The sequence below is a fragment of the Ferriphaselus amnicola genome, from assembly GCF_000974685.2.
In the GTDB taxonomy this organism is placed as follows: domain Bacteria; phylum Pseudomonadota; class Gammaproteobacteria; order Burkholderiales; family Gallionellaceae; genus Ferriphaselus; species Ferriphaselus amnicola.
Genome location: NZ_AP018738.1, coordinates 2,663,002 through 2,682,324, shown reverse-complemented (window position 1 = coordinate 2,682,324; position 19,323 = coordinate 2,663,002). Strand labels below are relative to the sequence as shown.

17 protein-coding genes and 1 tRNA gene are annotated in these 19,323 nt (G+C 55.3%); 13 read left to right on the top strand and 5 right to left on the bottom strand.

The window, feature by feature from the left end:
- The first annotated feature begins 24 nt into the window (after positions 1-24).
- From OYT1_RS13315 to OYT1_RS13260, 12 genes are all read left to right on the top strand, one after another.
- Positions 25-951: a bifunctional riboflavin kinase/FAD synthetase gene (locus OYT1_RS13315; RefSeq protein ID WP_062627309.1), complete on the top strand. Its 927-nt coding sequence runs from the start codon at positions 25-27 to the stop codon at positions 949-951.
- Positions 944-3,739: an isoleucine--tRNA ligase gene (gene ileS / locus OYT1_RS13310; protein ID WP_062627310.1), complete on the top strand. Its 2,796-nt coding sequence runs from the start codon at positions 944-946 to the stop codon at positions 3,737-3,739. The genes OYT1_RS13315 and ileS overlap by 8 nt, the downstream gene beginning before the upstream one ends.
- The gene (gene lspA / locus OYT1_RS13305) at positions 3,732-4,205 is read left to right on the top strand and encodes a signal peptidase II (protein ID WP_062627311.1); all 474 of its coding nucleotides are present in this window, start codon (positions 3,732-3,734) and stop codon (positions 4,203-4,205) included. The genes ileS and lspA overlap by 8 nt, the downstream gene beginning before the upstream one ends.
- Positions 4,205-5,137 (top strand): 4-hydroxy-3-methylbut-2-enyl diphosphate reductase, encoded by a 933-nt coding sequence (gene ispH, locus OYT1_RS13300; protein WP_062627312.1) that lies wholly within the window; start codon positions 4,205-4,207, stop codon positions 5,135-5,137. The genes lspA and ispH overlap by 1 nt, the downstream gene beginning before the upstream one ends.
- A 110-nt stretch (positions 5,138-5,247) precedes the next feature.
- The gene (locus OYT1_RS13295; RefSeq protein WP_062627313.1) at positions 5,248-5,673 is read left to right on the top strand and encodes a type IV pilin protein; all 426 of its coding nucleotides are present in this window, start codon (positions 5,248-5,250) and stop codon (positions 5,671-5,673) included.
- A gap of 8 nt (positions 5,674-5,681) precedes the next feature.
- Positions 5,682-6,197 (top strand): GspH/FimT family pseudopilin, encoded by a 516-nt coding sequence (locus tag OYT1_RS13290; protein WP_062627314.1) that lies wholly within the window; start codon positions 5,682-5,684, stop codon positions 6,195-6,197.
- Positions 6,198-6,204: 7 nt separating this feature from the next.
- Positions 6,205-6,633: a type IV pilus modification PilV family protein gene (locus tag OYT1_RS13285; RefSeq protein ID WP_062627315.1), complete on the top strand. Its 429-nt coding sequence runs from the start codon at positions 6,205-6,207 to the stop codon at positions 6,631-6,633.
- A gap of 4 nt (positions 6,634-6,637) precedes the next feature.
- Positions 6,638-7,396, top strand: a complete 759-nt coding sequence (locus tag OYT1_RS13280) for a PilW family protein (RefSeq protein WP_084612045.1) — start codon at positions 6,638-6,640, stop codon at positions 7,394-7,396.
- Positions 7,397-7,398: 2 nt separating this feature from the next.
- Positions 7,399-8,109 (top strand): pilus assembly PilX family protein, encoded by a 711-nt coding sequence (locus OYT1_RS13275; RefSeq protein ID WP_062627317.1) that lies wholly within the window; start codon positions 7,399-7,401, stop codon positions 8,107-8,109.
- A gap of 13 nt (positions 8,110-8,122) precedes the next feature.
- Entirely contained in the window at positions 8,123-11,869 is a 3,747-nt protein-coding gene (locus tag OYT1_RS13270; protein ID WP_062627318.1) for a pilus assembly protein, read from the top strand.
- Between the two features lie 66 nt (positions 11,870-11,935).
- Entirely contained in the window at positions 11,936-13,006 is a 1,071-nt protein-coding gene (gene thiO, locus OYT1_RS13265) for a glycine oxidase ThiO (RefSeq protein WP_062627319.1), read from the top strand.
- A gap of 48 nt (positions 13,007-13,054) precedes the next feature.
- A tRNA-Thr gene (locus OYT1_RS13260) sits at positions 13,055-13,130 on the top strand.
- 46 nt (positions 13,131-13,176) lie between these two features.
- Here OYT1_RS13260 and OYT1_RS13255 read toward each other — a convergent pair.
- From OYT1_RS13255 to OYT1_RS13240, 4 genes are all read right to left on the bottom strand, one after another.
- Positions 13,177-14,148: a tyrosine-type recombinase/integrase gene (locus OYT1_RS13255; RefSeq protein WP_269460719.1), complete on the bottom strand. Its 972-nt coding sequence runs from the start codon at positions 14,146-14,148 to the stop codon at positions 13,177-13,179.
- Positions 14,058-14,390 (bottom strand): helix-turn-helix domain-containing protein, encoded by a 333-nt coding sequence (locus tag OYT1_RS13920; RefSeq protein WP_084612046.1) that lies wholly within the window; start codon positions 14,388-14,390, stop codon positions 14,058-14,060. The genes OYT1_RS13255 and OYT1_RS13920 overlap by 91 nt, the downstream gene beginning before the upstream one ends.
- Positions 14,377-15,771 carry a hypothetical protein gene (locus tag OYT1_RS13245; protein WP_062627321.1) on the bottom strand — a complete coding sequence of 465 codons (1,395 nt, stop codon included), beginning with the start codon at positions 15,769-15,771 and terminating at the stop codon, positions 14,377-14,379. The genes OYT1_RS13920 and OYT1_RS13245 overlap by 14 nt, the downstream gene beginning before the upstream one ends.
- 148 nt (positions 15,772-15,919) lie before the next feature.
- Positions 15,920-17,020 (bottom strand): hypothetical protein, encoded by a 1,101-nt coding sequence (locus tag OYT1_RS13240; RefSeq protein WP_062627322.1) that lies wholly within the window; start codon positions 17,018-17,020, stop codon positions 15,920-15,922.
- A gap of 225 nt (positions 17,021-17,245) precedes the next feature.
- On the opposite strand from OYT1_RS13240, the gene OYT1_RS13235 reads away from it, so the two are divergent.
- Positions 17,246-18,361 carry a hypothetical protein gene (locus tag OYT1_RS13235; protein WP_062627323.1) on the top strand — a complete coding sequence of 372 codons (1,116 nt, stop codon included), beginning with the start codon at positions 17,246-17,248 and terminating at the stop codon, positions 18,359-18,361.
- A gap of 372 nt (positions 18,362-18,733) precedes the next feature.
- Here the strand turns inward: OYT1_RS13235 and OYT1_RS13230 are convergent, their stop codons facing one another.
- Complete coding sequence (locus OYT1_RS13230; RefSeq protein WP_062627366.1) at positions 18,734-19,177, bottom strand: protein-tyrosine phosphatase family protein; 444 nt, start codon at positions 19,175-19,177, stop codon at positions 18,734-18,736.
- Positions 19,178-19,323 lie beyond the last annotated feature (146 nt).

The window sequence follows — 19,323 nt, the reverse complement described above, 5'->3', positions numbered from 1 at the left end:
GAGTCTGTATAATCGCGCCCCATCATGCTGATTCTTCGCGGACTTCATTCCCCCGACCCTCATCCCGTTGCGGTTACCATCGGAAATTTCGATGGCTTCCACTTGGGACACCAACGGCTGCTGACGCAATTGCGTGCGGCGGCACAGGCTCGTGGGGGGTATATCGCGGTGGTGATCTTCGAGCCCCACCCGCGTGAATTCTTCGCCCCAGAAGCTGCGCCGACACGTTTGACCAGCCTACGCGAGAAGCTGGAGATGTTCGCGGACTTTGGCGTGGATCGTGTCCATGTCTGCCGCTTCAACCGACAATTCTCACAGATGTCCGCTGCGGATTTTATCCAAGCATTGCATGACGAATTGGCCGCCCGTTTTGTGCTGATCGGGGATGATTTCCGTTTCGGCAAGGGGCGCGGCGGCGACTTCGCCATGATGGAAAAGATCGGCGAGGAAGTCGGCTTCGAGGTGGCGTCCATGCATAGCGTACTGCATGATGGCATCCGAGTATCTAGCACGGGTATCCGCATGGCGCTCGCACAAGGCGATTTGCGCACAGCTCATCGCTATCTGGGCCGCCCGTACAGCATCAGTGGGCGCGTGGTGCGTGGCGATGGCTTGGGTCGGCAGCTTGGCTTTCATACTGCCAACGTACAGATGAAGCACAACCGCCCGCCGCTGTCTGGCGTGTATGTGGTGCGCGCTCATCTGGAAGGTAGTACAGGCATCGCCGGTGTCGCTAATCTCGGCGTCCGTCCGACCGCGACTCAGGCGAACAAGGCGGTGCTGGAAGTGCATTTGTTCGACTTCGCGCAGGACATCTACGGCAAACATTTGCGCGTGGAATTCATCCACAAACTACGCGACGAAAAGAAATTCCCCGATTTAGCTGCTTTGCAGCAACAGATTGCGCACGATGTGGCGCAAGCACGACTTTGGTTTGAGAAAAATGGCTGACAACAAATACCCGCTGAACCTTCCCGACACGACCTTCCCGATGCGCGGCGACCTCGCCAAGCGCGAGCCGCTGATGCTGCAACAATGGCAGGCGCAACAGCGCTACCAGCGTATCCGCAAAGTGGCCGCCGGCCGCCCCAAATTCGTCCTGCACGACGGCCCGCCCTACGCCAACGGCGACATCCACATCGGCCATGCGGTGAACAAGATCCTCAAGGACATCATCATCAAATCCAAGACCTTGAGTGGTTTCGACGCGCCCTACGTGCCGGGCTGGGATTGCCACGGTCTGCCTATCGAGCTGATGGTCGAGAAGCAACACGGCAAGAACATCCCCGCCTCGCAGTTTCGCGAACTATGCCGTGCCTACGCCGCCGAGCAGGTCGAGCGCCAGAAGAAGGATTTCATCCGCCTCGGCGTGTTGGGCGATTGGGATAACCCCTACTTGACGATGGATTTCAACACCGAAGCCGACATCATCCGCGCGCTGGGCAATATCTTCGAACAAGGCTATCTGTACCAAGGCAAGAAGCCGGTGAACTGGTGTCTGGACTGCGGCTCAGCGCTGGCTGAGGCCGAGGTCGAGTACGAAGACAAGGTGTCGCCCGCCATCGACGTGGGTTTCGAAGTGGCGGACAAACCCGCGCTGGCGCAGGCCTTTGGCGTATCGCTGCCGGGTGATGCCAAGGTGTATGCGGTGATTTGGACGACCACGCCGTGGACGCTGCCCGCCAATCAAGCGGTGAGCATCCACCCCGAGTTCGACTATCGTTTGATCCATACCAGCAAGGGTTATCTGCTGTTGGCGGCGGAGTTGGCCGAATCCTGTATGACCCGTTACGCGCTGGCTGAAGGCTCGGTGGTGGCGGGCATTGCCAAGGGCGCATCGCTGGAGAATCTGCCGCTGCAACACCCGTTCTATGACCGCATCGTGCCGTTGATCTGCGGCGAGCACGTCACGCTGGAAGCGGGTACGGGTTTGGTGCACACCGCCCCAGCACACGGCGTGGACGACTATGTGGTCGGCCAGAAATACAACCTGCCGACCGAAAATCCGGTGGGCGACGACGGGCGCTTCTTCGCCAGCGTGGCTCCGGTGGGCGAACACGCCATCGCCGGTCTGACGGTGTGGCAAGCCAACCCGCTGGTGCTGCAAACACTGGAAGCTTCCGGCCATCTGCTGCACAGCGAAAAGCTCAAGCACAGCTACCCGCACTGCTGGCGTCACAAGACACCGATCATTTTCCGCGCCACACCTCAGTGGTTCATCGGTATGGAACAAGGTGAGAGCCAGACCCTGCGCGCCCTCGCTAACCGCGCAGTCGCCGAAACTGAATTCTTCCCCTCTTGGGGGCGTGCCCGTCTCGAAGCGATGATCAAGAATCGTCCCGACTGGTGCGTGTCGCGCCAGCGTAACTGGGGCGTGCCGATGACTTTCTTCATCCACCGCGAGACCGGCCTGTTGCACCCGGACACCCCGGCGCTGTTGGAGAAGGTCGCGCAGCAAGTGGAGCAGCGCGGCATCGAAGCGTGGTTCAGCCTGGATTTCGCCGACTTCCCGGAAGTCGATACCACCCAGTACAAGAAAGTGACCGACACGCTGGACGTGTGGTTCGACTCGGGCGCGACGCACTTCGCCGTGCTGCGTCAGCGCGCCGATTTGCAGCATCCCGCCGACCTGTATCTGGAAGGCTCCGACCAGCATCGCGGCTGGTTCCAGTCCAGCTTGCTGACCGGCTGCGCGATTGATGGCCGCGCGCCGTACAAGGCGCTGCTGACCCACGGTTTCGTGGTGGACGGCAAGGGACTGAAGATGTCCAAGTCCAAAGGCAACGTCATTGCGCCACAGAAGGTGATGGACAGCAACGGCGCGGACATCCTGCGCCTGTGGGTGGCGGCGACGGATTATTCCGGCGAGCTTTCCATCTCCGACGAGATCCTCAAGCGCGTGGTCGAGAGCTACCGCCGCATCCGCAACACCTTGCGTTTCCTGCTGGCTAACACCTCGGATTTCGACCCAGTGCCGCATGCCCTGCCAGTCGAACAGTGGCTGGAGATCGACCGCTACGCGCTGGCGCTGACGCAGAAACTGCAAGCCGAAGTCCGCGCCGACTACGACCGCTACGAGTTCCATCTGGTGGTGCAGAAACTGACTTCGTTCTGCTCGGAAGACTTGGGCGGTTTCTATCTCGATATTCTCAAAGACCGTCTGTACACGGCAGGCACTGATTCCGTCGCGCGCCGCTCGGCGCAGAACGCGCTGTATCACCTGACCCACGCCCTGATCCGTTTGATGTCGCCAATCTTGAGCTTTACTGGTGAGGAGGGCTGGAGCGCTTTCACTGGCAAGACGGAAGAGGGCGTGTTCGAGCAGCTTTGGTACGACGTACCAGAAAGTGGCTTGAGCGGCGAGCAAGTCTCTGCGTGGTGGGACGTGCGCAATCTGCGTGACGTAGTGAACAAGAAGTTGGAAGAGCAACGCGCGACGGGTGTCATCGGCTCGGCTTTGCAGGCCGAGGTCGAGGTGAGTGTCGCTGACAAGGCACTCTACGAACTGCTTGCCCGCTTGGGAGCTGACCTCAAGTTTGTGTTCATCACATCGCAAGCGAACGTACATTTCTCTGCCGGTGACGGCGTGCAAGTTGCGGTGAAAGCCAGCGCTCACGCCAAGTGCGACCGCTGCTGGCACTACCGCGAAGAAGTCGGCTCGAATACTGAGCATCCGACGTTGTGCGGGCGCTGCGTGTCCAACCTGTACGGTGACGGTGAGGCGCGGAAGTATGCGTAGTTTGCTGCGCTGGTTGGCGCTGGCAGCTGTGGTCATCGTGCTCGACCAATGGAGCAAGCTCAGCATCACCCGTCATTTCGTCTATGGCGAGAGCTTGTACGTCACGGATTACTTCAATCTGGTACTGGCACATAACCCCGGTGCGGCGTTCAGCTTTCTGGGAGATGCGGGTGGTTGGCAGCGCTGGCTCTTTACCGGCATCGCCATCGCTGCGTCGGTGTGGATCATCACCATGCTGCGCAAGCATGCGACACAGACGCTGTTCTGTTTTGCGCTGACCATGATTCTTGGCGGTGCGCTGGGCAATTTGATCGATCGCATCGCTTACGGCTACGTGGTGGACTTCCTCAGTTTCCACTGGAACGAGCACTACTTCCCCGCCTTCAACCTCGCTGACTCGGCCATCACTTTGGGCGCGGGCTTGCTGTTGTGGGAAAGCTTCGTGCATAACAAGGAACAGAAATAATGGACATTCTATTAGCCAATCCACGCGGCTTTTGTGCCGGTGTTGATCGTGCCATCGCCATCGTCGAACGTGCGCTAGCGCTACACGGCGCGCCGATCTACGTGCGCCATGAAGTGGTACACAACAAGTTCGTGGTGGATGGCCTGAAGGCCAAGGGCGCGATCTTCATCGAAGATCTCGCCGATGTGCCATCCGGCAGCATTCTGATCTTCAGCGCGCACGGCGTTTCTCAGGCAGTGCGTCAAGAGGCTGAATCGCGCGGCTTGACGGTGTTCGACGCGACGTGTCCGCTGGTGACGAAAGTTCACCTGGAGGTCGTACGCAAGCATGCGCTAAACAAAGAGATCATCATGATCGGCCACGCTGGGCATCCCGAAGTGGAGGGCACGATGGGGCAGATCGCTGGCGGCGCCTATCTGGTGGAGTCGCCAGAAGATGTGCTCGGATTAAACGTGCAGGATGAGAATAATCTCGCCTTCGTCACTCAAACTACGCTGTCTGTGGATGATGCCAGCCGCATCATTGATGCGCTGAAGGTGCGTTTCCCCAACATCGTCGGTCCCAAGAAGGACGACATCTGCTACGCCACGCAGAATCGGCAGGATGCCGTGAAGCTGTTGGCGCAACAATGTGACGTGGTGATCGTGGTCGGTTCGCCGAATAGCTCGAACTCGAATCGCTTACGCGAAGTAGCCAAGAATCTTGGTGTCCCCTCTTATCTAGTGGATAGCGCCGATGAGATTCAGCCCGAGTGGGTCGTCGGCAAACTTCATGCGGGCGTCAGTGCAGGCGCTTCCGCGCCAGAAGTCTTGGTGCAAGATGTGATCGCACGTCTTAAAGAGTTGGGTGCTATCGGCGTGCGCAACCTTGAGGGCATCAACGAGAACGTAGTATTTCCATTGCCTAAATCGCTGGCCTTGTCAGCCGACTGACCTTCTGTCGTCCTAATCCTACCTTTTGTCGCCGCGCCTGAAATTCTCCCTTCAGGCGCGCACCATCTTGTCGATGTATCTCCGTGTCCGCATACATTTAGGAGTTGGCAATGAAAAGGCAATCGGGTTTTACTCTGGTGGAAGTTATGGTGGCCGTGGTGATCGCGGCGATACTGGCCTCGGTGGCGCTGCCCGCCTATACTAATTACGTACGGCGCGGCAAGATATCCGAAGCGACTTCTAACCTAGCCAGCCTGCGCGTGGTCATGGAGCAGTATTACCAAGATAACCGTACTTATATGAATGGGGGCGCTTGTGGCGCAACCATGCCGGCAGCTCCGGCGGTGCAGCACTTCACATTCGCCTGTGCAGGAACTGCGACGACTTACACCCTGACTGCGACTGGCATCGGTGGCATGGCCGGATTCAGCTACACCTTGAACGAGGCCAATGCCAAGGCAAGCGCCGTGGCTGGCGTGGCTGGCTGGGCCGGCAACAATGCCTGTTGGGTGACCAAACAAGGCGGAGCCTGCTAGGAGTTGTGGTGAAAAGCGTACAGCGACAAGCCGGTTTGACCCTGATCGAATTGATGGTGGCGGTGCTCATCGTCAGCATTTTGATGGCGGTCGGTGCCAACAGCTATTCCCGTTGGACGCAGAACCAGCAAGTGCGCGTAGCTGCTGAATCTATTCTGAACGGGATGCAATTGGCGCGCGCCGAGGCAGTCAAGCGCAATGGTAGCGTGCGCTTGGTGCTGGGTGACCTTTCGTCTTGGAGCATCATTGAGGCAACCGGCGGAGCGATATTGCAGACGCGTACGTCAGCAGAGGGTTCGAACAACGCGACGGTGACCGCAACGCCAGGTGGCGCAACCACGGTCACCTTCAGTTCACTAGGAAGAGTGACCACCAACTCCGATGGTAGTGCGGCGTTGTCTCAAGTGGATATAGACAATCCCAGCGGGGATCGTCCACTGCGCATCACCGTCAGCGCGGGGGGAAATGCCCGCATGTGTGATCCTTCGCCCAAGTTGGCGGCGGGCGACCCGAGAGCGTGTTGAGGTGGCTATGAACCTACGCACATCTCAATCGGGGTCGGTATTGTTGGAAGCGCTCATCGCCATCCTGATCTTCTCCATCGGCATTCTGGCTTTGGTCGGAATGCAGGCGACGGCGATCAACAACGTCGCTGATGCCAAATACCGCGCCGATGCCAGCTTCTTGGCCGACCAGATCATCGGCGTGATGTGGGCGAGCCGGGTCGCTTCCGGCGTGAATTTCATTCCCGATGCTAACTTTGCCTGCAGTCCCTGCACTCTCGCCAATGGCAATGCAGCGACTCGCGCTTGGGTCGGGGCGAACGGCGTAGCGGGAGCACTCCCAGCGGGTACGGGAACCGTTGCGGTGAGCGGCACGCAGGTGACCGTCACCGTCACTTGGCAACCACCGCAAGCCACTGCTCCGCATCGGCACTCCGCCGTGTCCTACATCAACTGATGCCATGAGAGCCATTCCCCGCCGACAATCTGGATTCAGCCTAGTCGATGTGATGGTCGGCATGGTGATGGGGCTGATCGGCACCATCGTGATCTTTCAGGTGTTCGAGGCCTCCGAGCGCATCAAGCGCACCAGCACCAGCGGCAACGATGCTCAGCAGAACGGCGCGGTTGCCATGTTCGGCTTGGAGCGCGCGCTGAAAGAGGCGGGTTATGGCATGAACAGCACGGATGCCAACCCCTTGCCGGTACAAATTACCTTCGGCAATGCCGCCGCTGTGCCTGACTCACTGACGGTCAGTTACCGCCGCAACTGGGATTATGGCCCCTTCGTACCTTCCGCAGCTGGCGTGTTGCCGAATCCGCCTGCGCTGACAGCCGAGACCTATTCGCTCAATAATCAGGCGCAGCTCGTTTCCAATCTGAATGGTGTATTGGCTGATGGCATCGTCCAGCTCAAAGCTGAATATGGCGTGGATACGACGGCGATTCCTGATGGCATCATGGATGCGTGGCAGACCGCTCTACCTGCCAATCCGCTGACCGTACTGGCGGTGCGTCTCGTGTTGGTGGCGCGTAGCGCCCAGCCGGAAAAGCCGGTTGCTGGAGCGGCGTGTGCCACAACTACCGTTGCGCCACTGTGGAGCGCCGGTTCGGTGATCCTGACCGGCAATCTAGGGCTGGCGGGTGGTGATAGCTGGAACTGCTACCGCTACAAGACCTTTCAAGTCACTGTGCCCTTGCGCAACGTGATCTGGAGATGACGATGCGACACAGCAGATTCCACTCTGGAAAGTCGCCCAACTTGCCGCAACGGCAACAGGGTTTGGTGCTGCTGATCGCGCTGATCGTGCTAGTGGCGATGACGCTGGCGGGCATCGGCATGATGCGCTCGGTGGATACCGGCACGTTGATTTCCGGCAACCTTGCGTTCAAACAGGCGGCCACTCAAGCCAGCGACCGCGCGATGAACGACGGCTTCAATGCGCTGATGACGGTCACTGGCAACAATACCGATAAGCAGATCCTGCGACTGGTCAATGGCTCGGCTTGCCCAGTAGGAGCCACGGCGGCACTTTGTCCGGGCGGTGTCACCAATATTCTCGGCTACTCGCCCAGCACGTTGAATGCCTGCGAGGTGACCAATACCTGCGCTACGGTGGCGCAACAGCAATGGTGGAACGTCGCGGCAAACTGGGCGGCAGCACCTTCAGTCAACGTGACGGATGCTAATGGCGGCACGGTCGCGACCGTGTCGTACTTGATTCACCGTATGTGTACCGCAGCAGGGCCGACAGCAGGCAATACCTGTCAGACGTCGGCGACTGGCGGTGGTGGTGGCAGCGGATGTAGTAAGGCGGTCGGTGGCTCGGCTTGTTTTGCCAGTAGTGCCGTGTTCTACCGCATCACCGCGCGCTCACAAGGACCTCGCAATACGACCAGCTATACGCAGACCATGGTGCTGATCGGTGATTAGTCAGGAGATAAAAATGAAGATATTGGGTAGCGTGTTTTTGCTTCTGACGATACAGCTCGGTCAGGCATTTGCTGCGACGACTGATTTGGCAACCATCCCACTAGCGACTGCTTCGCCCTCGGTAGTGAAGCCCAATCTGATGTTCGTCCTTGACGACTCCGGCTCTATGGGTTGGGACTATCTGCCGGACAACGTGAACGACAACAAAACCTGTAAGCCGCAGACGGCCTGCACCAATGGAATGCCGCCGTTCTATGCTGGGCAATTCAACGGGGTGTTTTACAACCCGCAGATCAGCTATGCGCCACCGGTGAATGCCGATGGCACCAGCATGGCTGCGCAAGTATCGCCGTGGACGGCAGTTAAGGTGGATGGATTCGGCGTAGCCAGTACGGGTACGACCAATCTCATCACCGGCTTTCCTGAGATCGTCTATTGCAACACCTCTAGTACATCAACGGCGGATCTGAGCAATCCAGCTAAATGTAAGCGTAACGGTATCGACACCACCAACCCGTTCAACTATCAGATTACGTCGGGCACCTCGGCGACAGGCTATCCTGATGCCACGTTCAAGAACCAGAAGACCAAAAAAGGTACGCCGTTCTACTTTGTCATCAGTCCGGTCGAACATTGTAGTGACATCACGCTGAATACTTGCACGGCGGCAACCGTTGCTACGGCGGCCTATCCCTATCCGGCTCCGGTACGCTGGTGTAACAGCGCAGCCAATGCAGCGGCGGCCGTTCCGGTGAGTGGGGGCAACAAGTGTCAAGCTACGTTCAACTCGGCGATGAGTTACAGTTACCCGCGTTACGGCACCTTCAAACGCACCGACATCGTGCCTGCCACAGCCAGCTATGGTCCGTTCACCTATCGTGCCGATTGTGCATCACGCACTACCTGTACTTATAACGAGGAGATGACCAATTTTGCCAATTGGTACGCTTACTACTCGACCCGCGTGAATATGATGAAGACGGCCGCTGGGCGTGCGTTCCTGCCGATTGATAATCGCTTTCGCGTTGGATTTATTACCATCAATCCAGGAAGTCCGGTGCAGGCGGCTAACTATCTGGCGATCAACACCTTCGATACCACGCAGAAAGCCAACTGGTACACCAAGTTCTATTCCCAATCGGTGGGAAACAGCACGCCGTTGCGTACCGCGTTATCACGCGTGGGTCGGCACTTTGCCGGCAAGCAGGATGGCCTCAACAGCGGCATGACGGGTGATCCGGTGCAATACTCTTGTCAGCAGAATTTCACCATTCTGACCACAGACGGCTATTGGAATGACAACACCACGCCGGTGCAGGTCAACGGTACCACGGCGATTGGTGATCAAGATAATGTGAACCAGACAGTTACGCCGATCTACTCCAGCCGTGCCACAGGTACGTATGACGGCGGCGTTGGTGGCGGCAATACATTGGCCGATGTGGCGATGTATTACTACAAAACCGATCTGCGAACTTCGGCATTGGGTAATGCGACCGGCGCTCTTGGTTCAGATGTCACGGAAAACAACGTGCTATCCACGACGCTGGACTTTGCTACGCATCAACACATGACCACGTTCACTCTGGGTTTGATCAGTGGTCTGATGGTGTATCAGCCGGATTATGTGACGGCGGGGACTGGTGATTTCGCGAACATCAAAGCCGGTACCAGCGGTGCTTGCGACTGGGTGGCCGGAATCTGCAACTGGCCGGTGCCGGCAGCCAACGCCCCTTCCACATTAGATGACCTGTGGCATGCAGCAGTGAACGGTCGCGGCAATTTCTATAGCGCACGTGATCCGCAATCGCTGTCGGATGGTTTGGCTGGAGCCTTGGCTGGAGTTTCGGTGCGGGCTGGCGGTGGAGCGGCGGCGGCGACCAGTACGCCCAATATCACTCAGACCGACAATCGTGTCTATGGCTCCAGTTATCGTAGTGGCAAGTGGGATGGCGACGTGACTTCCGAGCAGATCGATGCAGCCACCGGCGCATTCATCCCCGGCACGGCTTGGTCGGCACAAACACTGCTGGATGGCCGAGTCCAAGCGGCCGCCGATACTCGCACGATCTACACCTACAGCAGCGGAGGTGCCAGCCACCTCAAGAGTTTTGACTGGGCCAGCTTGTCGGTGGCAGAACAAGCCTTTTTCTCTAACAAGTGCAGTGTCTGGTCGCAATGCACGGTGACTAGTCTGACTGCGCCGGAGATCGTCATCGGCAACGATGGCCAGAATCTGGTCGAATATCTGCGTGGTCAGTATCAGTTCGACATGCGCGCGACCAACACCAGTCAGGTGTTCCGCACCCGTGACCATGTGCTGGGTGACGCGATCAACGCCAAACCCGTGTTCGTTAAAGTTCCGCAGAACAGCTTCTCTGATGCCGTCACACCGACATATGACTCGTTCAAGACAGCAAATGCGACGCGTCAGGGAGTGGTTTATGTCGCTGCCAACGATGGGATGTTGCATGCGTTCAATACGGATACCGGTGTCGAGATGTGGGCGTATGTTCCTAAGATGGTCATGCCCAATCTCCACAAGCTGGCCGAGGTGAACTATGCCAGTAGCCACCAGTATTTCGTGGATGGCTCGCCCGAAGTGATGGACGTGTTCGATGCCGCCAATGCAGCCTGGAGAACCATCTTGGTCGGCGGACTCGGCGGCGGTGGGCGCGGATATTACGCGCTGGATATCACTAACCCCGCTGCTCCACAAGCCTTGTGGGAGATTTGCTCCGATAGCACCTTGTGCGGCATTTCTGATACCGATATGGGCTACAGCTACGGCAATCCCGTCATCACCAAGCGCGCCTCGGACGGGCGCTGGGTGGTGGTGCTCAGTTCAGGCTATAACAATGTTTCCCCCGGTACGGGGCACGGCATCTTGTATGTGTTGGATGCGCTCAGTGGAGCGGTGCTGAACAAAGTGGATACCGGTACGGGCACGATTGGCTCGCCCAGCGGCTTGGCAAAATTTAGCGTATGGGCGGATGAGGCGAGTCGCGACAATACCGGCAAGTGGGTGTATGGCGGCGATCTGAATGGCGATGTGTGGCGCTTTGATCTGACTACGTCGACACCGACCGTGGTGCAACTTGCGGCTTTGCGCGATACGGTGGCGGTCGGCCAACCTGTCACTGTGCGTCCCGATCTCGGCTTGGTGAATAGCAATCCAGTGGTATTCATTGGCACCGGTCGATTCATCGGCACCAGCGATCTGACCGATACACAGCAGCAGACCATCTACGCCTTCCGTGATATGGGAGTCAATCTGGGCAACCTGCGTTCCCGCGCCGATATGGTTCAGCAGACTTTGACTCAGACCAGCGCCACGACACGTACCGGCAGCAATAACGCTGTCGATTGGGCGGCTAAGAAGGGTTGGTATATCGATCTGAATCCCAGTAACACCTCGCCGGGCGAACGGGTGAATATCGATCCAATATTGGTCAACGGCACACTGCTGGTGTTCTCGAACATCCCAACCTCTAGCGCTTGCACCGTGGGAGGTGAGAGCTGGTTGTACCAGTTCAACTATGCCAGTGGCGCATGGCCAGCACCCGTGACCAATCAGCAAGTCTCGCAAAAAATCAGCACCTCGTTGACGGCGGGTGCGACCGTAGTGATGCTACCTGACGGAACAATCAAAGCCATCGTCACCGATGCGTCGGGTAACAAGTCGCCGGTGAACGTCAATGCCAGCGGCGGTGGCTCAGTTACCGGACGGCGCGTTTCTTGGCGCGAACTGACCCCGTAGCCTTTATACTGCGGTCTTGGACGCAGGAACGGCGGGCGTGTCCCGCCGTTTTATTGAGCAACGGGAATGGAAAAGATGGATTTTGTCATCATCGGCGCAGGCGTGAATGGCCTTGCTGCCGCAGAGCAATTGTTGGAGCGAGGTGCCAGCGTCACCGTGCTGGAGCGCGGCGATGTTGGCCGCGAAGCATCTTGGGCGGGCGGTGGCATCCTTTCCCCCTTGTGTCCGTGGGATTATCCCGACGAAGTGACCAGCCTCGCCTTTCGTGGCATGGCGCAATTCGGTGAGCTCACCGACATGCTCTACGCCGAAACCGGCATCGATCCCGAATACGAAGTCAAAGGCATGTTGATACTACCGCCCGTGGATGTCTCGGAGGCGGTGCAGTGGTGCAATTTTCGCGGGGTCAATATCCGCAGGGTGATGGTCAAAAACGAGATTCCCGGATGGCGAGGTGAGTGCCTGCTTATGCCAGAAGTCGCTCAAGTCAGGAATCCTAGGATCTTGGGTGCGATGCGGAAGCGCGTTGTGCAACTGGGTGGCAAGATCGTAGAGAAGTGCGAAGTGCAGGAGTTTGTGACGCAAGGCGTGCAAGTACAATCACTCTCGACTTCGACGGGCGAGTTCCGCGCCGACAGCTATGTGCTGACCGCTGGAGCTTGGAGTCAATCATTATTGGGTCGCCATGCTTTGCCCGTGGAGCTCAAGCCGATACGCGGTCAGATGCTGCTCTATAAATTCGATGCGCCGCCGCTACACCATATCGTCCTGCAAGATGGCTTGTATCTGATTTCGCGTCGCGATGGTCATTTGTTGGTGGGCAGCACCTTGGAAGATGTCGGCTTCGACAAAAGCACCTCCGAGCAAGCTCACGCAGACTTATTGCGTCGTGCGCAGAGCCTAATTCCCGCGCTGGCCGAGATGCCGCTGATCCAGCACTGGGCGGGACTCCGCCCCGGCTCGCCCGGCAACGTTCCTGTAATCGGTCGCCACCCAGAACTCGCGAATCTCTGGCTCAACACCGGACACTTCCGTTACGGCGTCACCATGTCTCCCGCTAGTACTGAAATCCTGATCAACGAAATTACCGGCGCTGAACAGCCCATCGACATCAACCCCTACCGCCCTCGTCGCTAGCGACACTTTGCCCGCGCCCGCCTAAACGCCTATAATCCGCGCCCGTGCGCTGATGTAGCTCAGTCGGTAGAGCAACTGATTCGTAATCAGTAGGTCGGGTGTTCGATTCACCTCATCAGCACCAAATAAACAAAGGGTTATGTTGATTTATAAACTTTTGCTTAGTGTTACTAAGCCAGATTTGTGCCATTAAGCATCAAATCTACGACCTTGGCATGTTGGGAAAACTGTTCCGGTGCAAGATGAGCATACCGCCTCACCATCTCCGCAGATTCCCATGCGCCCATTTCCTGAATCACGTTTAATGGCACACCACTCTGAGCTAACCAACTTGCCCAAGTGTGCCGTAAGTCGTGCCAGCGAAAATCCTCAATCCCTGCGCGCGTCAATGATTTGTACCAAGCCTTAGTGGTGACTTGCTGAATTGGCTTGCCCTTAAAAGTAAAAACCCAGCGGGAGTGTTTGCCAATTTGTTTAGTCAGCACCGACATGGCCGTTTCATTGAGCGTCACATGAATCGGCTTACCTGCTTTGGCTTGGTCGCCGTGAATCCACGCCACATGCCGCGCAACATCAACCTGCGACCATTCCAACTTTGTTACATTCGCTTGCCTCAACCCCGTTGCCAGCGAGAAGCTGACCATATCTGCCAAGTGAGTCGGCAGCTCTGAAATCAGCTTCTGTGCTTGAGGCGGGGTCAAGTAACGTACTCGCCGCTTGGGTTCACGGTACAGCCGGATCAACGGAGCCTTATCTATCCACTCCCAATCTAAAGCCGCCCTGCGCAAGATTGCGCGAATCAGCGCGAGCAAACGATTTGCCGTTGCTGGACTCGTTTTGCGCTTTTTCAGCTCTCCCACCTTGGCGATTACGTCTCGCGTCAATTCATCGAGATACTTACCTCTAAAGTGCTGCTGAAGCCAGCGAACTTGAGACACATCTTGTTTATGTGTTCTCTTATAGTCGGTTTCAGTTAGCCATTTATAAGCCGCATCATCCCAAGTTCGCCTAGGCTTTTCGCCCAACTTATCGACACGCCATGATTCAGCTTTCAGCTTGTCGTGCAGTTCCTGCGCTTGGATTTTGTCGGTAGTGCCAGCAGAGCATCTAACGCGCTCGCCGGAGGGTGCGACAAAGTCGATGTACCACGTGTTACCGCGCTTTTTGAGTGACATGGTGTTGCCTCCTTTCCAAACGTCACTCGCAACGCTTGCCGAGGGGCAGAATAGAACGAACGCACATATTCGGCAAGGTCATCTTGGATGAAGCACCAACACTTTCCGACCTTGGCGGCAGGCACTCGACCAGCCTTGGCACGGCGGCGCAACTCTTCGGGCGACAGCTTGAGAAATTGGGCAGCTTGTTCAAGATTAAGCGTCTCCATTTTTGTCACTCTTCGCAGAATTGAGCGCCTCGACCTCTTCCTGCAAACGATGCGCCGATCCCTCAAGGTTGACTTGGTTTTTTGTGGAATTGAATTTCCTGTTTTTGAGTTTCACCTTCCCATCCACATAGGGGTAAAGATCACCGCCCTTCCGCTTGTGATATTCCAGAGCCTCGCCGAGATATTCGCCAGCGGCCTCCCATACATCGGTAATCCCGCGACTTGCCATGAATGAGGTAAGGCTTCCCATGCCGTGTACAAACAAGCGATGATCGTCTGGCATTCTGGCGGGGTTAAATCGCACCACTCTTGGCTGATCGGCCTCAATAACAAAGACCGAGGAAATCTGGCTCCATAGCGGATGCGTAGGCCAGCGGGTTTGATTCGTGTCGGTGATACTAGGCACAGCCAGACGCAGCCAATCCTCGGTGAGATAAACCCAGAGCGCGTTCTTCAGTTGCAGCAGGTCATTCAGCTTGCAAATCCCGAGCTGCTTCAGAACTTCGCGCTTGGCCTCAAACTCCATGCGCCAGACCTTAGACGAACCATCCCATCCGGCCTCGCGCCACAGATCGTGAAGATAGTAGGCATGAGACTTATGCTCGACCTCCAAGCACTTGTTATAGAGTCGCGCACCCACATCACCGCCCATGCCGAAACTCCAGCCGGAAAATTGGTTGTGGCGATAGTGCAAATCTATACTTTCAGTGCGCGTCACCCAATCTTCCAAGGGGGTGAATGAATCCATTCGTAACTCAGCGACAAAATCCACGAACAGATCAACACGGCTGATGTTGGCAGGCTCCTTAACCAAGCCTAGCGTTTTAACGATGAAGGATAGCGATTTCTCCGCCTGTTCCACACCGACAGAGGCAAGGTAGCCGCTCGAAATCTGGACATAGGCCATCGGCATAGACTTAGAGTTTTTATTGCTGGCCTGTAGGTGGTAGCAGTTGTCCGCCAGCACATAGGCAAACTTGCCGCGCCCACGATCTTTGACCTCGAAAATATGTTCACCGATGACGACTTGAGCCAAAGCCTGTTCGGATTCAATTTCCGACTTTGCCAGCTCTTTAAGCTCGGACAGCTTCGCGTCCCACTCTTCGGACAAGATGCCCGGATATGACAGATACAAACTATCAACCCCGTACCGCAGGGACTGAAAGGTTAGCGGGTTGTAATTAACGGGTACTGTGTTACTAGGCGGCGTACCCTTGGGGGCTGCGCCTCCTTCTACGGCCTGCGAAGTATGAACGGGCGTATTTGCCACCTCCCCGCATTCCCTAAATCCGTCACGGCGGTCGCTTGCGCGCCCATCCGTGCCGAATTTTGGAAACGCGGCCTCGGCGGCTCCGGTAAAACCTTGGGTCTTTTGTTTCATGCTGTGCTCCTGTTGAGTTAAGGGAGCACGAATAATCTTGCACAGAAACGGCGGATAAAATTGGAATGTCGCAATTGAGACGACAAGAAATTCGTCCCAATTCTTTTTTCAACTACTACATTAGGTTAGGAACATCCGAGATGAATATTTAGGTTGATTTATTTGGTTTACGTCCTGATTTCCCACTCACTTCATCGGGTGCGTGTGGGGCGATGTGCTTACGAATAGCACTATCAGAAAGTTTTGCCGCCGGAAGGTGTGGCATTCTCTTAATGCGACGAATAGCCTCTGCAATATGCAGCGAATCGCCATGCTCAGCCCATAACGCCTGAGCAGTTGCTACTACTGGCTCCCAGAGGAGTTTTTTGTTTTGCTCTCGCTTTCCTATCTTCGGAGGTGCTGGAACAGTCGCGCCCACTTCAGGCACAGCCTTGGCCTCCAAATCTAGTGTGCTAAGCCGACGCTTTGCCTCCACAAACAATCGAACTAGATCATGCTGCTCGATATAGTCCATGACTAGCGGTAGCTCTTCAGTTTCTTTGGCAATTAGGCGATCTTCCGAAAGAGCATAGTCCTCCAATGACGGATTGGAGACTAAGCCACGATGCAAATAATCAAGGGGAATTAATTCACGCTCAAGAGTACGCTCTAGGACATTGGGTTTGACCACAAGCAAAGGTACGACAGTCGTACCAAGGGTGAAAGCAATTCTTGCCATTGCCTTGAGCTGAATACGTGCAGGGGGATGACTCCAATCGAAACCATCATTGAAAACCGTGTAACGGTAGATAGGCTCATCGCCCACGTTGGCGATTTTCTCGACAAGGACAGGAATCAACGGCTGATACGCAGCACTGGCGTTACTCAGCGCCTTGCTCGTGGTGAGCACTCGAAAGGGAATCCCAATATCGTCATCCCACATGCGAGCTTGGATAGCGGCAAGCTGCTCAATAAATATCTCGGGCTGCTTATAACAATACTGATACTCGTAGATTTTGCTATCTGCACCCTCTAGCCACTTGAGACTAATGCCAAAGAGCTTGGCGGTGTGTTCGAGGATTTCGGGGGTTAAGACTGAAAGTAGCGCGGCATTCGACCGGAGAGAATCTAGCCCGATTTGTGGCAAGAAACGCGAGATTTGCGCAGGCTGAATGCCGTGATCGGCAAATGCCTGTATAAATCGCTGAGCAACAATGTCCACTGAGCTGGATTTTGAATTGCGTGTAAAAACCTTGAACAGCCTGTTCATGTGCCAGTACGCCTTTGTGTGTAGATCAGCTCAAGGGGTATTATCACCGAGGGATCTTTGGAATTGAAGCACATCCGAGTGTATGGCTCCTACGTGCCAGAAGTGGGCGTTCCCCTTTCTTCACAGAGACACCGAATAGAGTATCTAGATACTTCGGCCTATGTACGCAATCAAGGCAATATGGTTCAATGTCCGCTGGGGTCAGCAATCGCAGTCGGAAGATATATGAAATACCTAAGGAACATTGCCACCATTGTGTTTTTCTTGGCAGTAGCTCAGCCGGTTTACTCAGAAGAAGGGTGTGGAACCTGCATTCTTTATGGGAAAGATCATGCTTTTGCGCTGACGGCCCCGAGAGGGTGGATTTTAGACAATAAGAGTGGCGTTTCTATGGGATTACACCAAGTCTTCTATCCAGAGGGGGAATCTTTCCAAAAGAGCAGTGTTTTTGCTTACACGATAGCCAGAACGAAAACACCACAAGTCTCAACTGTAAAAGCTCAAGTGGCGGCAACTCTTGACGACTTCAGAACTGAAAGCCCGAACATCTCAGCTAGCTTTTCAGAATCGCTTAAATTGCCAAATGGAAGAAAGGCAGAGGTTTATTATTACACCGGCGATAAGTGGGGCAATTACGAAGTGGCAGGTTACATTGAAGAAAAGAAGACAATCAATTTCGTAGTACTTAGCGCGAAGAACAAAGCCGACTTCGACAGATCACTTGAAGCATTCAGATCGATACTACTGTCTTATACATTCGTTTCGGATAATGTTGATATTCAAGAGGAACCAAAGCCAAAAGGTTTGTCGTTTGCATTTGCTGGTCATGCCCCAGACTTCCCTCAAACTGCCAAAATGAATGTGGGCGCTGGAGTGGTGCCTGGGATTCCAGTTTTGTTTGATGACTCAGAATCAGGAAAGGTCACATTGCGTCCGGCAACAAATTTGGAGACTTCAAACGATATTCGTCCAATCTACCGATTTGAGTGGCAAGAAGATAACACTGCCATGTTTTATAAGCTGTACGAGCCAAGCCGAATTGAGAGGTTGTTGACTAGGAATGCCCATGACTCTTCATCGCCCGAGGGAAAGTCCTACGAGAGGGATGTTGTAACGAGCTTCTTTGATAATGGGAGGGTCCTACAAACATGCATATCGAAAAAGTTCTCTGGAAATATTACTGCATTCATTGTGATAGATAGCCAAGGGAGGCAAGAGCAGGTCACAGTAACTCCTGAAGGCAGTGTAGCTCAATGCATAATAAACGAGACAGTAAACCGCAGATATCCACCGACATCATCTGGCTTTGTCGCTAAAGCGTCTGTTCAGGTTAAGGAGTAGGCCTCTGTCCGCTTTGGGTCGATAGCCGACGGTGACTATTTTGTGCCATGACTGGGTTGGAAATGGCACAACCGAGGTGGCTCTGAGTGGGTATTGGATGCTGGCAAGCGCTTTAAGTGACTGATTAAATATAAAAACTAATTTCCCTTGCTGGCATTCGTAATCAGTAGGTCGGGTGTTCGATTCACCTCATCAGCACCAGAAAACATCAAGAAACCATATCGATAGAAAGGCTTGGTTAATACTCACCTGTTGCCGCAGGCAATAAATTCCCTTTCGATTGTCCTGCATCAATAACTTCGAACATGTAAAAAATGGGGGCCAATTACGGTCGCACTCTTCCCCATGTTGTTCACCGATGTGTGGCGCTTGCTACACACCATGGTGCAGTTTCACCAAGGAAGCGCGCTGATTAGGCTTAACGTTGATCACTGGGCGGATACTTTTAGCCAATGCTTCGGCCTCTTCTATGGACTTGCAAAGGCCAAGTTCAAGTAGCACGCCGACTGCGACAGTGCCCGTCCTCCCTTTACCGCCACCACAGTGGAATGCCACTTTCTTTTTCTGGTGATATGCCGAAACGACTGCTTGAATCGCCTGCGCAAAGAGTTTATCTTCGGCCTCTGTCGCATTGTCGCCGAGTGGGATTTTGACCCAAGTCACCGATGGATCGGACGACTCACAGCCTTGAGATTCCTCGCGCAAGTCCACCACGATCTGAACCCCTTCGTTCTCGACCATTGCAGGTACATCCTTTGCGCCTCCTAGGTAGATTCGGTCGGCGATCAGTGCTTGATATGTTTTGTCTAGTGTCATGTTATTCATTCGCATTTGTTGATCAAGCGCCATAGATTCAGTTATTCCACGGCAGTTGAGGGATGGTGATGGTCGGTCTTCAGCTTGTATCCACACAAACTGATTTGTTGTTGAACAAGTGCATCCCTTGTGATTAAATACCATAA